Origin of the sequence: Erwinia sp. JUb26 (assembly GCF_003751505.1) — a bacterium.
In the GTDB taxonomy this organism is placed as follows: domain Bacteria; phylum Pseudomonadota; class Gammaproteobacteria; order Enterobacterales; family Enterobacteriaceae; genus Erwinia.
Map to the genome: position 1 here is coordinate 144,907 of NZ_RJVB01000007.1, position 15,614 is coordinate 160,520.

12 protein-coding genes are annotated in these 15,614 nt (G+C 53.2%); 8 read left to right on the forward strand and 4 right to left on the reverse strand.

The window, feature by feature from the left end; genetic code table 11:
* The 3 genes from cyoA to EC836_RS18130 all read right to left on the reverse strand — a co-directional run bounded on the left by cyoA (position 1) and on the right by EC836_RS18130 (position 3,572).
* Positions 1-930 (reverse strand): cytochrome o ubiquinol oxidase subunit II, encoded by a 930-nt coding sequence (cyoA, locus tag EC836_RS18120; protein WP_123335687.1) that lies wholly within the window; start codon positions 928-930, stop codon positions 1-3.
* A gap of 533 nt (positions 931-1,463) precedes the next feature.
* Positions 1,464-2,948: a muropeptide MFS transporter AmpG gene (gene ampG / locus EC836_RS18125; protein WP_123335689.1), complete on the reverse strand. Its 1,485-nt coding sequence runs from the start codon at positions 2,946-2,948 to the stop codon at positions 1,464-1,466.
* Positions 2,949-2,993: 45 nt separating this feature from the next.
* A complete protein-coding gene (locus EC836_RS18130) occupies positions 2,994-3,572 on the reverse strand; it encodes a lipoprotein (RefSeq protein ID WP_123335691.1) in 579 nt (192 codons plus the stop codon).
* A 288-nt stretch (positions 3,573-3,860) separates the two neighbouring features.
* Between EC836_RS18130 and bolA the strand changes: the two genes are divergently transcribed.
* The 4 genes from bolA to clpX (EC836_RS18150) all read left to right on the forward strand — a co-directional run bounded on the left by bolA (position 3,861) and on the right by clpX (EC836_RS18150) (position 8,178).
* Entirely contained in the window at positions 3,861-4,175 is a 315-nt protein-coding gene (bolA, locus tag EC836_RS18135) for a transcriptional regulator BolA (protein WP_105590797.1), read from the forward strand.
* 339 nt (positions 4,176-4,514) lie between these two features.
* Positions 4,515-5,819, forward strand: coding sequence for a trigger factor (tig, locus tag EC836_RS18140; RefSeq protein WP_123335693.1), 1,305 nt, complete (start codon positions 4,515-4,517; stop codon positions 5,817-5,819).
* A 360-nt stretch (positions 5,820-6,179) separates the two neighbouring features.
* Positions 6,180-6,803, forward strand: a complete 624-nt coding sequence (gene clpP, locus EC836_RS18145; protein ID WP_123335696.1) for an ATP-dependent Clp endopeptidase proteolytic subunit ClpP — start codon at positions 6,180-6,182, stop codon at positions 6,801-6,803.
* Between the two features lie 100 nt (positions 6,804-6,903).
* Complete coding sequence (gene clpX, locus EC836_RS18150) at positions 6,904-8,178, forward strand: ATP-dependent protease ATP-binding subunit ClpX (protein ID WP_123335698.1); 1,275 nt, start codon at positions 6,904-6,906, stop codon at positions 8,176-8,178.
* Positions 8,179-8,259: 81 nt separating this feature from the next.
* Here clpX (EC836_RS18150) and EC836_RS18155 read toward each other — a convergent pair whose 3' ends face one another.
* Positions 8,260-8,853 carry an ATP-dependent Clp protease proteolytic subunit gene (locus EC836_RS18155; protein ID WP_123335700.1) on the reverse strand — a complete coding sequence of 198 codons (594 nt, stop codon included), beginning with the start codon at positions 8,851-8,853 and terminating at the stop codon, positions 8,260-8,262.
* Between the two features lie 220 nt (positions 8,854-9,073).
* Here EC836_RS18155 and clpX (EC836_RS18160) point away from each other — a divergent pair, with 220 nt between their 5' ends.
* The 4 genes from clpX (EC836_RS18160) (at position 9,074) to ppiD (ending at position 15,518) form a co-directional block, all read left to right on the forward strand.
* On the forward strand, positions 9,074-10,348 hold the full coding sequence (gene clpX / locus EC836_RS18160) for an ATP-dependent protease ATP-binding subunit ClpX (RefSeq protein WP_123335702.1): 1,275 nt from the start codon (positions 9,074-9,076) through the stop codon (positions 10,346-10,348).
* Between the two features lie 188 nt (positions 10,349-10,536).
* Positions 10,537-12,891, forward strand: coding sequence for an endopeptidase La (lon, locus tag EC836_RS18165; protein WP_123335704.1), 2,355 nt, complete (start codon positions 10,537-10,539; stop codon positions 12,889-12,891).
* Between the two features lie 223 nt (positions 12,892-13,114).
* Positions 13,115-13,387 (forward strand): nucleoid-associated protein HU-beta, encoded by a 273-nt coding sequence (gene hupB / locus EC836_RS18170; RefSeq protein ID WP_123335706.1) that lies wholly within the window; start codon positions 13,115-13,117, stop codon positions 13,385-13,387.
* 259 nt (positions 13,388-13,646) lie between these two features.
* Complete coding sequence (gene ppiD / locus EC836_RS18175; RefSeq protein ID WP_123335708.1) at positions 13,647-15,518, forward strand: peptidylprolyl isomerase; 1,872 nt, start codon at positions 13,647-13,649, stop codon at positions 15,516-15,518.
* The last annotated feature ends 96 nt before the right edge of the window (positions 15,519-15,614 follow it).

The following is a 15,614-nucleotide window of genomic DNA, read 5'->3' on the forward strand; positions in this document are numbered from 1 at the left end:
TTATTCCTCTGCTCCCGCGTGAGCGGAATGGCTCATATCCATACCTTCATGCGATGACATGTCCATGCTTCCGCCGTGATTCATCTGGAACTGATTGATCACATCCAGGAACAGACCAGGTTTCACACTTGAGAAGAATTCAACAGGGTGATTTTCGCTAGGCGCTGCCAGCTTGTTAAAATCATCCATTGTCGCGAGTGTAGAGGTTGACTCTTTCGCTTTTGCCACCCACTGCTCGAAGGTTGCTTCGTCAGGAGTCGCGATCGCTTTAAACTTCATACCAGAGAAACCACGACCACTGAAGTTCGAGGAGATACCGTTAAAGGTGCCTGGCTCATTCGCAATCAGGTGAAGCTTCGTCTGCATTCCGGCCATCGAGTAGATCTGGCTACCGAGAGTAGGAATAAAGAAGGAGTTCATCACTGAGTTAGAGGTGATTTTGAAGTTCACTGGGCGATTAGCGGGGAACGCAATCTGGTTGACGGTTGCAATACCCTGTTCCGGGTAAATAAACAGCCACTTCCAGTCAAGCGAAACAACCTGAATCTCAACGGGCTTCTTGTCAGAAACCAGCGGCTTGCTCGGTTCCAGCGCGTGGGTAGACTTCCACGTCAGAATACCAAGGAAAACAATGATTAAGATTGGAACAGTCCAGACAACGGCTTCCACTTTGTTAGAGTGTGACCAGTTTGGGCTGTATTTCGCGTTGGTGTTTGATGCCCGATATTTCCAGGCGAACACCACGGCCATCAAGACGGCGGGGATAACGACGATCATCATCAGGCCAAAAGCCGTCAGTATCAGCGAACGTTGCTCCAACGCAATCTGTCCTTTGGGATTTAACAATGCACTATCACAACCACTTAACAAAATGGTGCCTGCGATTAATGACAAAATCCCCAAACTTTTATTGTATTTACTGAGTCTCATTTAACGACCTCAATGACAAGGGCTCTATTGTCGTTTAAGTGTGGCGGCATTTTACGGGAAGGTTTCAGTACTGTAAACCTGCAACAGGTTGTGTCAGTGAGGTGTTGACGCCTTTTGCCAGGGCTGTCACATATGTTGCTGGTGGTGACAAAATATTAATGCCAGCAAGGGGTTGGAGGCAATATAACAAAATTCTATGAAAAAAACGCGGCTCAAAATCCATACGCTATAACCAGACGTTTATTGATCCAATTATTTAACAAGTCCTTATCAATTGTGTGATAATAAACGGGATAAAACTAATTACGCACCGGGTTTTAATACCTTTTATTTTAAATTATTTTGAGGATAAAACTTTTCCGCTTTGCCCTGAAAAGCTAAAAAATTTTATTTTTAATCAACTGGCAGTTGTAGTCGTAATCTGTTACATGAGGCATATCCAGGCAGGCATAACAACTGCCTGGATTTTTGTTAGTAATTTGTTATTGAAATAATTTACTTAACAAATCAAATTCACCCCTGCAAACGGCGATTTAATCGGCACTATTTGACACCCTGCGGCCCGCCAAAAAATCAAGTAACGTTCCCGCAGCAATACCTGCCAGCATCAGTAAAATCGCTATTTTTAACAACCCGGAAACAAAAGAGTCCAGCGCGGTTAAACCCGATGCGTTCAGTGCCAGACCGACCAGCCAGAGTATTAACAGCAGCAATCCCAGCAGCAGACTGCGCAGCGCCCAGCGGTAGCCGGCGGGAAAGGCGGTGCGCGGCAGGAAGTCTGGATGATTCTGTGCGTATTCAAGCGTTGAGCGGCAGCCCGCCAGCAGCAGCAGTCCGGGCAGCGCCGCCACAACCGAGAAGGCATAAAAGGTCGGCCAACCCCAGCCATCAACGAACCAGCCCGCGACCGGCCCGACATACACCCGGCCCACGGCGGACAGGGCAGAAAGCAGAGCGAACTGGGTGGCCGAAAACGATCGGTTGCACAGCGTCATCAGCAGGGCGACAAACGCCGCCGTACCCATGCCGCCGCAGAGGTTTTCCACGGTAACCGCCGCGGCCATGCTGTAGAGGTGTTTATCCGTCACCGACAGGATCCAGTAACCCAGATTGGACACCGCCTGCAAAATGCCGAACAGCATCAGCGCACGGAACAGGCTGAGGCGCTGCATTAACACCCCACCGACCAGCGCACCGACGATCGTTGCCAGTAATCCCAGCGTTTTATTGACCAGCCCAACATCGCCTGCGTCAAAGCCCACGCCGCGGATCAGGAATATGGTGGTCAGGCTGGCCGCAAAGGCATCGCCCAGCTTGTAAAGGACAATCAGCGACAGGATCAGCCACGCATTGTTGCGGTTAAAGAAGTCGCGCAGCGGCGCAACCACCGCCTGTTCCAGGTTCCTTGGCACATCAATCGTGTTATCCGGTTCCTTTGCCAGCAGGGTGGCAATGACGCCGGGCACCATCATCAGCGCCATCAGCCACCAGATTGCCTGCCAGCCGAGGTAGCGATCGGCCAGCCACAGCGCGAGTCCGCCGGAAACCAGCATCGCCAGCCGGTAACCCAGTACGCTGATGGCGGCACCGTTACCGCGTTCGGCCGCGCTGAGCACGTCGGTTTTCCACGCGTCGAAAACAATATCCTGCGAAGCCGAGCAGAAAGCGATCAGCACCGCCAGCGCCGCCAGCAGTGTCAGATCGCGTGAGGGCTGCATAAAGCCCATCATGGCGATGCCGACAATCAGCAGCAGTTGGGTGATCAGCAACCAGCCGCGTCGACGGCCAAGAAACGGTGGCGTATAGCGGTCCATCAGCGGCGACCAGAGAAACTTAAAAACGTAGGCCTGGCCGACCAGAGAGAAGAAGCCAATGGTTTTGATATCGACATTTTCTACCGCCATCCACGCCTGCAGGGTGCCGGAGGTTAATGCCAGGGGAAGGCCGGATGCGAAACCAAGTAATAAAAGGAGGGCGGAGTTGCGCCGGGTGAAGATCTGCAAATAGTGATTGGGCATACGGACCTTAAAGTCAGGCCCGCTATCCTGGCGGGCCTGCAATGATTAACGAGCGTTTTGCTTAATGAACTCGCTGACCGACGTATCCTGAGCCATATCAGAAATCACGTCACCCAGAGTGGCGTTAACCGCGTTGGTGATTTTCTCGTTGCTGGCGTTGAAGGCACCTTCCACGCTGTAGACCTGACGATAGTTTTTCACCTGCTTGTTGCCGTTTTTAGCGGTCGCAATGATCGAAATATCGGCCTTGGTAGTAATGCTGTAGCGCACGTTGCCTTGAGTCACGTCGGCATACAGATTATTCACCACGATCTGCAGGTCAACGGCACCGCTTGGGCCAACCATATAGCCACGGGCGGTCATTTGTTTCTCCAGGCTTTCCTGCAGCAGGAAGCGCAGATCGCGTGAAGGGGTCAGCGTGATTAGCTGGCCGTCACGGTTCACTTTTGCCAGCGCCTGATCGCTACGCTGGTCGGCACCGTTGATACTGATGGTGACGCCCATCAGACCTGGATCCTGCTGAGGTAATTTGATTTTTGGTGAAATATCAAGCGTATTGCTGCTTGTCGCACAGCCAGCCAGCATGAACATGGCCAGCAGAGGGAACAGTAATTTTTTTAACATGCTTATTTTCTCGATAACGTGAGTTGTATTGCTGACAAAACTCCGGCCATCATAACATCGCCTGTAGTCAGGGGAAGCCCCGATAGCGCGTAAATTCATCGCGTTGTCGCTTTTTCGGACGACTGAACGCTTGAGGCTTGGACTGCATTCAGGCTCGAGTGTTGCATGTTCGATAAGTAAAAATGTTGGCTGATTTGAAAATTTCGTTAAAGTGCGTCGGCATTGCATAAAAAACGACTAACATTTAAAGAGATGGGGCGCAGTTCTCTGCTGGAGAGGAGTTCGGGTATGATCCGTGAACAAATAGAAGAAAAGTTACGTACGGCATTTTCACCGGTGCACCTTGAGGTCCATGACGAAAGCTATCGTCACAATGTCCCTGCGGGGGCGGAAAGTCACTTCAAGGTGGTGATCGTCAGTGACAGTTTTATCGACCAGCGCTTTCTGGTGCGGCACCGTGCAATTTACGGCGTGCTGGCGGATGAGCTGGCCGGGAGTGTTCATGCACTGGCGCTGCACAGCTACACGGTGAAAGAGTGGGAAAGCCTGCAGGATACCGTACCCGCCTCGCCAAACTGTCGAGGTGCCGGTACGCTGGCCTGACCCCGCATTACCCTTCAATACCAAACGGCCTCTGGGCCGTTTTTTCGTGATAAAGCCTGAGAAAAGCCGCTTCACTCATCAATTTCTTGCGGTTTCATCGCAAAAATGTAAAAAGTAGCGTGCGTCGGGGGAGTGTGCAGCCTCGACTCGCTTAGACGTTGCCGCTATAATGCGGCGTCTATTTTTTACAGAATGTCTTCGGGACGCTTCTGTTAACAGGGAATGCGGTTCTGGCATCAGAAGCCGTCCCGGTTCTTAGATTCATTCGGTTATCGGTGTTTCCACCATAGCAGGGTGCATCTGAAGTTGACCGAGCACGTGATTTTTTGAGGTAATAAGATGCAAGCTTCAGTAGAAACAACTCAGGGCCTGGGCCGTCGCGTAACGATTACCGTTCCTAAAGACGTGATCGAAACTGCGGTTAAAAACGAGCTGGTTAGCGTAGCCAAGAAAGTACGCATCGACGGTTTCCGTAAAGGAAAAGTACCGATGACCGTTGTTGCACAGCGTTACGGCGCCTCCGTTCGTCAGGACGTGCTGGGCGAATTGATGCAGCGCAACTTCGTTGATGCGATCATCAAAGAAAAAATCAATCCGGCCGGTTCGCCAAACTACGTACCGGGCGATTACAAAATCGGTGAAGACTTCACGTTCTCTGCTGAATTTGAAGTGTATCCGGAAGTCGAGCTGCAGGGTCTGGAAGCAATCGAAGTTGAAAAACCGGTTGTAGAAGTCACTGACGAAGACGTTGACGCGATGCTGGATACCCTGCGTAAGCAGCAGGCGACCTGGAAAGAAACCGAGGCAGCAGCGGGCGCAGAAGATCGTGCAACCATCGATTTCACCGGTTCTGTAGACGGTGAAGAATTCGAAGGCGGCAAAGCCTCTGATTTCGTCCTGGCCATGGGCCAGGGTCGTATGATCCCAGGCTTCGAAGAAGGCGTTGTTGGCCATAAAGCCGGCGAAACCTTCACTATCGACGTTAACTTCCCGGAAGATTACCACGCTGAAAACCTGAAAGGGAAAGCAGCGAAGTTTGAAATCGTGCTGAAGAAAGTTGAAGAGCGTGAGCTGCCAGAATTCACCGAAGAGTTCATCAAGCGTTTCGGCGTGGCTGATGGTTCTCTGGCGGGTCTGCGTACCGAAGTGCGTAAGAACATGCAGCGTGAGCTGAAAGGCGCCGTGCGTAACCGCGTGAAGTCTCAGGCTATCGACGGTCTGGTTGCGGCTAACGACATCGACGTTCCTGCGGCCCTGATCGACGGCGAAATCGACGTGCTGAAGCGTCAGGCTGCACAGCGCTTTGGCGGTAACGAGAAGCAGGCTCTTGAGCTGCCTCGTGAACTGTTCGAAGAGCAGGCAAAACGCCGCGTAGTGGTTGGCCTGCTGCTGGGCGAAGTGATTCGTACCCACGAGCTGAAAGCTGACGAAGACCGCGTTAAAGCACTGATCGAAGAAATGGCTTCTGCCTACGAAGATCCGTCAGAAGTGATTGAGTTCTACAGCAAAAATAACGAGCTGATGAACAACATGCGTAACGTAGCGCTGGAAGAGCAGGCTGTTGAAGTCGTGCTGGAAAAAGCGAAAGTGACTGAGAAAGCCACTAACTTCCAGGAACTGATGAACCAGACCGCTCAGGCCTGATTTAGTTTTACTGGTTGTTCAACAAAAGCCCGCGGCCCTTGGCTGCGGGCTTTTGCTATTTAACGACCCGGAATCGCCTGCTTTTGCTAACAATTTGTTTATTTATTCCGCAAATTGTCGCCTGAGCCGATATTCCTGGTTAGCAGTTGATAAAAACGTTGTTATGCTTGAAATAGCGGGGCAATATCCCCAGATTGTTATCACTGGCATACGCGTTCTTCAGAGTATGCAACGATGCTATCAGGCTGATTGAGTGCTTGAGTAGCTTCGGCGGAAAGGACCGGAATCATAGTGTTCCCGATCGCTCTCAAGTAGAATCGCTGCGGAGTGTGGCCAAATGAAATGTATCAGGAGACGATAATGTCATACAGTGGCGAACGTGAATTAACTGCACCTCAGATGGCTTTAGTGCCAATGGTTGTTGAACAGACCTCTCGCGGAGAGCGCTCTTACGACATCTACTCGCGCCTGCTCAAAGAACGCATCATTTTCCTGACCGGTCAGGTTGAAGACCATATGGCTAATCTGATCGTGGCCCAGATGCTGTTCCTGGAAGCAGAGAACCCGGAAAAAGACATTCACCTGTACATTAATTCTCCTGGTGGCGTCATTACCGCAGGCATGTCAATTTACGACACCATGCAGTTTATCAAGCCGGACGTCAGCACCATCTGTATGGGACAGGCCTGCTCAATGGGCGCATTCCTGCTGACCGCAGGCGCAAAAGGCAAACGTTATTGCCTGCCAAACTCACGCGTCATGATCCACCAGCCGCTGGGCGGCTTCCAGGGCCAGGCTTCTGACATCGATATTCACGCGCGTGAAATTATCAAAACGAAACAGATGATGAATCAACTGATGGCGAAGCACACCGGCCAGAGCGTGGAAACGATTGAGCGTGATACTAACCGCGATCGCTTCCTGTCGGCGGCTGAAGCCGTAGAGTATGGGTTAGTCGATTCCGTACTGGCTCAGCGTAACTGATCTGTTTTGCCATGTATCCGTCGCCTTGCAGGCCAGACATCGTGCTGGCCTGCCGTCGCTGACCCGCCAGGGCAGTGAGTGCGACAATGAGGGGGAGTGAATGACCGATAAACGCAAAGACGGTTCGGGAAAGCTGTTGTACTGCTCTTTTTGCGGCAAAAGCCAGCATGAAGTCCGCAAGCTGATCGCCGGCCCGTCAGTGTATATCTGCGATGAGTGCGTTGATTTATGCAACGACATCATTCGCGAAGAGATTAAAGAAGTTGCGCCGCACCGCGAGCGCAGTTCCTTGCCTACGCCGCACGAAATTCGCCATCACCTGGATGACTACGTCATCGGCCAGGAGCGGGCGAAGAAAGTGCTGTCTGTGGCGGTGTATAACCACTACAAACGCCTGCGCAACGGCGATACCAGCAACGGTATCGAACTGGGTAAAAGTAACATCCTGCTGATCGGCCCGACCGGCAGCGGTAAAACCCTGCTGGCCGAAACGCTGGCGCGCCTGCTGGACGTGCCGTTTACCATGGCCGATGCCACCACACTGACCGAAGCCGGTTACGTGGGGGAAGATGTGGAAAACATCATCCAGAAGCTGCTGCAGAAATGTGATTACGACGTGCAGAAGGCGCAGCGCGGGATTGTCTATATCGATGAAATCGACAAGATTTCCCGCAAGTCGGATAACCCGTCGATTACCCGCGACGTGTCCGGTGAAGGCGTGCAGCAGGCGCTGTTGAAGCTGATCGAAGGGACGGTTGCCGCCGTGCCGCCGCAGGGGGGCCGTAAGCATCCGCAGCAGGAGTTCTTGCAGGTCGATACCTCGAAGATCCTGTTTATCTGCGGAGGTGCATTTGCCGGGCTGGATAAGGTGATTTCCCAGCGCGTTGATACCGGCACCGGCATCGGTTTTGGCGCCACGGTAAAAGGCAAAGCGGAGAAGGCGACCGAAGGCCAGCTGCTGGCGCAGGTGGAGCCGGAAGATCTGATCAAATTTGGTCTGATCCCGGAGTTCATCGGGCGTCTGCCGGTGGTGGCGACGCTGACCGAGCTGAGCGAAGATGCGCTGATCCAGATCCTGTGCGAGCCGAAGAACGCGCTGACCAAGCAGTATCAGGCGCTGTTTAACCTCGAAGGCGTGGATCTGGAGTTCCGTGATGAAGCGCTGACGGCGATTGCCAAAAAAGCGCTGTCGCGTAAAACCGGTGCGCGTGGACTGCGTTCCATCGTTGAAGGCGTACTGCTGGATACGATGTACGATCTGCCTTCCATGGAAGACGTGGAGAAAGTGGTGGTTGACGCCTCGGTAATTGAAAACAACGGCGAACCTAAACTGATTTACGGCAAGCCGGAAGCGCAGCAGGCGTCTGGCGAATAACATCAACGCCCGTCTGATAATAAAAAATGGCCCGCAGCGAAAACTGCGGGCCATTTTTACATCAGTCTTTCAGCGGAGAAATCAGACCTTGAGTTCATCCCACTGGCCGATCACGTGCGTGGCGATGCCGTAGTCGATAGCCTGTTCCGGGCTCATCCAGTAGTTGCTGTCGGTGTCTTTTTCGACTTTCTCCAGCGGCTGTCCGGTGGCTTTGCTGATCAGCTTGTTGATGCGCTCACGGGCGCGCAGCAGCTCTTTCGCTTCGATTTCAATATCTGAAACCTTACCGCGCACGCCGCCCAGCGGCTGGTGGATCATAAAGCGGGTATTCGGCAGCGAGTAGCGATTCTCTTTATCGGCCGCCAGGAAAATGGTGATCCCAGCGCTGGCAACCCAGCCTGTACCAATCACCACCACTTTTGGCTTCACGAATTTAATCATGTCATGGATGGTGTCGCCGGCTTCCACATGGCCGCCCTGGCTGTTGATAAACAGCTTGATCGGCTCATCGCCCATCTCCTGCAGGATCAGCAGCTGGGCCGTTACTTTCTCAGCCAGTTCCTGATTAATCTCGCCGGAAATGATAATAGAGCGTGACTGCAGCAGCTTATTGACTGCCAGCGCTGAGTTCTTCTCTTCCTGGCCTTTTTCTTCTTTCTTTGGCTCTTGAGGCATGCTTTACACTCCATCGGGATCTGATTAGTCACGAGAGTTTAGCATAATCAAACAGGTAGCTAAATCAACAGTCATTGCTGTGAATATTTGCGCGGCAAAACCGCGGGCCGGTGCGGACTTTTACTCCCTGTTTTGCCCTAAAATGGGCTATATTATCTGCTGATACGCGTAAATTTAGACAGCCCACTTCAGGTCTGTTTACCAAGACATGAGGTTACTGATGACAGACAAACGCAAAGACGGTTCAGGAAAGCTGCTGTACTGCTCTTTTTGCGGCAAAAGCCAGCATGAAGTCCGCAAGCTGATTGCCGGCCCGTCAGTGTATATCTGCGATGAGTGCGTTGATTTGTGCAACGACATCATCCGCGAAGAGATTAAAGAAGTTGCGCCGCACCGCGAGCGCAACTCGCTGCCTACGCCGCACGAAATTCGCCACCATCTGGATGACTACGTCATCGGCCAGGAGCGGGCGAAGAAGGTGCTGTCGGTGGCGGTGTATAACCACTACAAGCGCCTGCGCAACGGCGATACCAGCAACGGTATCGAACTGGGTAAAAGTAACATCCTGCTGATCGGTCCGACCGGTAGCGGTAAAACCCTGCTGGCCGAAACGCTGGCGCGCCTGCTGGACGTGCCGTTCACCATGGCGGATGCCACCACGCTGACCGAGGCCGGTTACGTGGGGGAAGATGTGGAAAACATCATCCAGAAGCTGCTGCAGAAATGCGACTACGACGTGCAGAAGGCGCAGCGCGGGATTGTCTATATCGATGAGATCGACAAGATCTCCCGCAAGTCGGACAATCCGTCGATTACCCGTGACGTGTCCGGTGAAGGCGTACAGCAGGCGCTGCTGAAGCTGATCGAAGGGACGGTTGCCGCCGTGCCGCCGCAGGGTGGCCGTAAGCATCCGCAGCAGGAGTTCCTGCAGGTCGATACCTCGAAGATCCTGTTTATCTGCGGCGGCGCGTTTGCCGGCCTGGATAAGGTGATTTCCCAGCGCGTAGATACCGGCACCGGCATCGGTTTTGGCGCCACGGTGAAAGGCAAAGCGGAGAAGGCGACCGAAGGCCAGCTGCTGGCGCAGGTGGAGCCGGAAGATCTGATTAAATTCGGTCTGATCCCGGAATTCATCGGGCGTCTGCCGGTGGTGGCGACGCTGACCGAGCTGAGCGAAGATGCGCTGATCCAGATCCTGTGCGAGCCAAAGAACGCGCTGACCAAGCAGTATCAGGCGCTGTTTAACCTGGAAGGCGTGGATCTGGAGTTCCGCGATGAAGCGCTGACGGCGATTGCCAAAAAAGCGCTGTCGCGTAAAACCGGTGCGCGTGGACTGCGTTCCATCGTTGAAGGCGTGCTGCTGGATACGATGTACGATCTGCCTTCAATGGAAGACGTAGAGAAAGTGGTGGTTGACGCCTCGGTAATTGAAAACAACGGCGAACCTAAACTGATTTACGGCAAACCGGAAGCGCAGCAGGCATCTGGCGAATAAATAAACAAATCTTTCCAGTCAGTTATCCGAAAAGGGGGAAATTCTTCCCCCTTTAACATTTCTGGTAACCCCAACGTTGAATCTATTCCATTCATCCCCATATACTCAAATACCTGTGGGTAAACCGCTTCTGTTAAGGATGATGCGGTTCCCCTTACCTGGCGGAAATTAAACTAAGAGAGAGCTCTATGAATCCTGAGCGTTCTGAACGCATTGAAATCCCTGTGTTGCCGTTGCGTGACGTAGTGGTTTATCCGCACATGGTCATTCCGTTGTTTGTTGGTCGCGAAAAATCCATTCGCTGCCTTGAAGCCGCCATGGATCATGACAAAAAGATCATGCTGGTCGCTCAGAAAGAAGCTTCAACGGATGAACCGGGCATTAACGACCTCTTCTCAGTCGGGACCATCGCCTCCATTTTACAGATGCTGAAACTCCCGGACGGCACGGTGAAAGTGCTGGTAGAGGGTTTACAGCGTGCTCATATCACGACTTTATCCGACAACGGTGACCATTTTGCCGCGCAGGCAGAGTACCTTGAGTCGCCGGAAATTGAAGAGCGTGAGCAGGAAGTGCTGGTACGCACGGCGATCAATCAGTTTGAAGGCTACATCAAGCTGAACAAAAAGATCCCACCTGAAGTGCTGACTTCACTCAATAGCATTGATGATGCTGCGCGCCTGGCCGATACCGTCGCGGCGCACATGCCGCTTAAGCTGGCTGACAAACAGTCCGTGCTGGAAATGTCCGACGTTAACGAACGTCTGGAATATCTGATGGCGATGATGGAATCGGAAATCGACCTCCTACAGGTTGAGAAACGCATCCGTAACCGCGTGAAAAAACAGATGGAAAAAAGCCAGCGTGAGTACTATCTGAATGAGCAGATGAAGGCCATTCAGAAAGAGCTGGGCGAGATGGACGATGCGCCTGACGAAAATGAAGCGCTGAAGCGTAAGATTGACGCGGCCAAAATGCCGAAAGAGGCAAAGGACAAAACCGAAGCCGAACTGCAGAAGCTGAAAATGATGTCGCCGATGTCGGCTGAAGCCACCGTGGTTCGCGGATACATCGACTGGATGGTTCAGGTTCCGTGGAATGCGCGCAGTAAAGTGAAGAAAGATCTGCTTAAGGCGCAGGAAACGCTGGATACCGACCACTTCGGTCTTGAGCGAGTGAAAGACCGCATCCTCGAGTATTTAGCCGTACAGAGCCGCGTCAGCAAAATCAAAGGCCCGATTCTGTGCCTGGTAGGACCTCCGGGCGTGGGCAAAACCTCGCTGGGGCAGTCCATTGCCAAAGCCACCGGACGTAAATACGTGCGTATGGCGCTGGGTGGCGTGCGTGACGAAGCGGAAATTCGCGGTCACCGCCGTACCTATATCGGTTCGATGCCGGGCAAACTGATCCAGAAAATGGCGAAAGTCGGGGTGAAAAACCCGCTGTTCCTGCTGGATGAGATCGACAAGATGTCTTCGGACATGCGAGGCGATCCGGCTTCCGCGCTGCTGGAAGTGCTCGATCCCGAGCAGAACATTGCCTTTAACGATCACTATCTGGAAGTGGATTACGATCTCTCCGATGTGATGTTCGTGGCAACGTCTAACTCAATGAACATTCCGGCTCCGCTGCTGGACCGTATGGAAGTGATCCGTCTTTCCGGTTATACCGAAGATGAAAAACTGAACATCGCCAAACAGCATCTGCTGCCGAAGCAGATTGAACGTAATGCGCTGAAGAAAAATGAAATTTCAGTCGATGACAGTGCGATCGTGGGCATTATCCGCTACTACACGCGTGAAGCGGGTGTGCGTAGCCTTGAGCGCGAACTGTCCAAGCTGTGCCGTAAAGCGGTGAAATCGCTGCTGATGGATAAATCCCTGAAGCATATCGAAATTAACGGCGATAACCTGAAAGACTTCCTCGGCGTGCAGCGCTTTGACTATGGCCGTGCTGAGAGCGAAAACCGCGTCGGTCAGGTTACCGGTCTGGCGTGGACGGAAGTGGGCGGCGATCTGCTGACCATTGAAACCGCCTGTGTGCCTGGCAAAGGCAAGCTGACCTACACCGGTTCTCTGGGTGAAGTGATGCAGGAGTCAATCCAGGCTGCACTGACCGTGGTACGTGCGCGTGCCGACAAGCTGGGCATCAACGGTGACTTCTACGAGAAGCGTGACATCCACGTTCACGTTCCTGAAGGCGCAACGCCGAAAGATGGCCCAAGTGCCGGTATTGCGATGTGTACCGCGCTGGTTTCCTGTCTGACGGGTAACCCGGTGCGTGCCAATGTGGCGATGACCGGTGAGATCACGCTGCGTGGCCAGGTTCTGCCGATCGGGGGTCTGAAAGAGAAACTGCTGGCAGCGCATCGCGGCGGAATCAAAACGGTCTTAATTCCGGACGAGAACAAGCGCGATCTGGAAGAGATCCCGGACAACGTGATTGCCGATCTTAAGATTTATCCGGTTAAGCGTATCGAAGAAGTTCTGGAGCTGGCCCTGCAAAATGCCCCAGCCGGCATGCAGGTCGTCACCGAAAAATAGTGATTTAAGATAAATCGCCATAAAACGAGGGCTGGCAGGTGAATTGTTACTTGCCAGCTTTTTTTTGTCCCGCTAAGTTAGGATGCTGTTAAGCCAGTCACCGCAACGATTGCCGATGATGCTGGCTCAACATGTTAGGTTCGCGGTCATAATAAACGACTGCACATACGTTGCTGGCAGGGTGCCAGTCACGGTGTGAAAAAATAAAAGAGGGGATGATTAGGTGAACAAGTCACAGTTGATCGACAAAATTGCTGCAAATGCAGATATTTCCAAAGCTGCAGCCGGACGCGTACTGGATGCGTTTATTGCCTCGGTTACCGATTCTCTGCAGGCTGGCGACGAAGTGGCGCTGGTAGGATTCGGCACCTTCTCCGTGCGTGAGCGTTCAGAGCGTACCGGTCGTAACCCGCAAACAGGTAAAGAAATCACTATCCCTGCGGGCAAAGTACCGGGTTTCCGTGCCGGTAAAGCGCTGAAAGACGCCGTTAACTAAGCAATATGCTGCCGTTGAAACAGATTTCTTCGGCGGAGTGAGGATCGCCAGGGCGTTCTCATGTAACATACTGGCACATCATCAGAATGATGTGCCTTTTTTTTAAGATTCAGTGACATTCGTATAATGCGGTTGTCTACAGGATGTAACTCCCTGGCGTCACTGGAGTTGCAGCAATGCATGGCGTTGCACGTCCTCGGGAACGCGGGACGATGGCGCAAGGTTTTACATTCACACTACAGCGGAGTGTTGTCACACCATGATGGACAATTTACGCGCGGCCTCGAACCATGTCGTGCTCAAAATTATACTGGGTCTGATCATCCTGTCCTTTGTTCTTACCGGCGTGGGCGGATACCTGACTGGCGGCAGTGGGGATTATGCGGCTAAGGTGAACGGTCAGGAAATCAGTCGTGCTCAGCTTGAGCGGGCATTCAGCAACGAGCGTGCGCGTCAGCAGCAGATGCTGGGCGAACAATTCTCCGCGCTGGCAGGTAACGAAGGCTACATGCAGCAGATCCGTCAGCAGGCGCTTTCGCAGCTGACCGATGAAATCCTGCTGGACCAGTATGCGAAAACAATTGGCCTCGCCATCAGCGACGATCAAATCAAGCAGGCAATCTTCACCCAGCCCGCATTCCAGACTGACGGTAAATTTGATAACGCCAAATATCTGGGCATCATTGGCAACATGGGCTTTACGGCCGATCAGTATGCGGAAGCGCTGCGCAAACAGCTGACCACCCAGCAGCTGATTAAGTCCGTAACCGGCACCGACTTTGTGCTGGGCAGCGAAAGCGATGCGCTGGCCGCGTTAATTTCCCAGCAGCGCCTGGTGCGTGAAGTGACAATTAACGTCGGTGACCTGGCGGCTAAACAGGCCGTGACGCCGGAAGAAATTGATAGCTACTACCAGCAGAACAAAAACAACTTCATGTCTCCTGAGCAGTTCCGCGTCAGCTACATCAAGCTGGATGCGGCGAGCATGCAGGGGCAGGTTAGCGAGAGTGAAATCCAGGGCTGGTATGATGAGCACCAGCAGGACTACACCCAGCCACAGCGCAATCGCTACAGCATCATTCAGACCAAAACCGAAGCGGAAGCGCAGTCGGTGCTGGATGCGCTGAAGAACGGCGGTGATTTTGCCGCGCTGGCAAAAGAAAAATCAGCCGATCCGATCTCTGCGCGTCAGGGAGGCGATATGGGCTGGCTGGAGCCGGAAACGACCCCTGACGAGTTGAAAAACTCAGGTCTGAAAGACAAAGGCCAGCTGTCAGGGATCATCAAATCCTCCGTCGGCTTTATCGTCGCTCGTCTGGATGACATTCAGCCGCAGCAGGTTAAAGCGCTGGCCGACGTTCATGATGATATTGCAGCGAAAGTGAAGCAGGAAAAAGCCGTTGATGCTTACTATAAGCTGCAGCAGAAAGTCAGCGATGCGGCTAGCAACGACACTGAGTCACTGGCGAGTGCAGAAGAAGCGGCCGGCGTTAAAGCCGTGCAAACGGGCTGGTTCAGCCATGACAGCCTGCCAGCCGAGCTGAACTTTAAGCCGGTACAGGAAGCGATCTTCAACGGCGGTCTTGCCGGGGATAACGGTGCACCTGGCCGTAACTCAGACATTATCACCGTCGATGGCGATCGTGCCTTCGTGCTGCGCATCAGCGAGCACAAGCCTGAAGCCGTTAAGCCACTGGCCGAAGTGACCGCGCAGATTACCGACACTCTGAAGCAGCAGAAAGCGCAGGCGGCAGCGAAGTCGCAGGCTGATAAGCTGCTGGCGGATCTGAAAGCCGGTAAAGGTGATGAGGCGCTGAAAGCGGCTGGCCTGAGCTTTGGTGAAACCAAGACGCTGGCGCGTACCGGGCAGGATGCGCTGACGCAGTCTGCCTTTACGCTGCCGCTGCCTGCTGCAGGAAAAGCCTCTTACGGCGTGGGTGAAGATATGCAGGGCAATGTTGTGCTGCTGGCGCTGGATAAAGTGCAGAGCGGTGAAATGCCGGCTGAACAGAAAACCGCGCTGGTTCAGGGCGTGACGCAGAATAACGCACAGATTGCCTTTGAGGCGCTGATGACTAACCTGCGTAAGGAAGCCAAAATCAAGTACGGTGCGGCGGCTCAGGCGCAGTAAGCCTCGCAAACCCACTGCAACTGATTGCAACACGAAAGGCCGCTTATGCGGCCTTTTCCATTTCTGAAATCTGCCATTTGCCGCCCTTAAAGCACT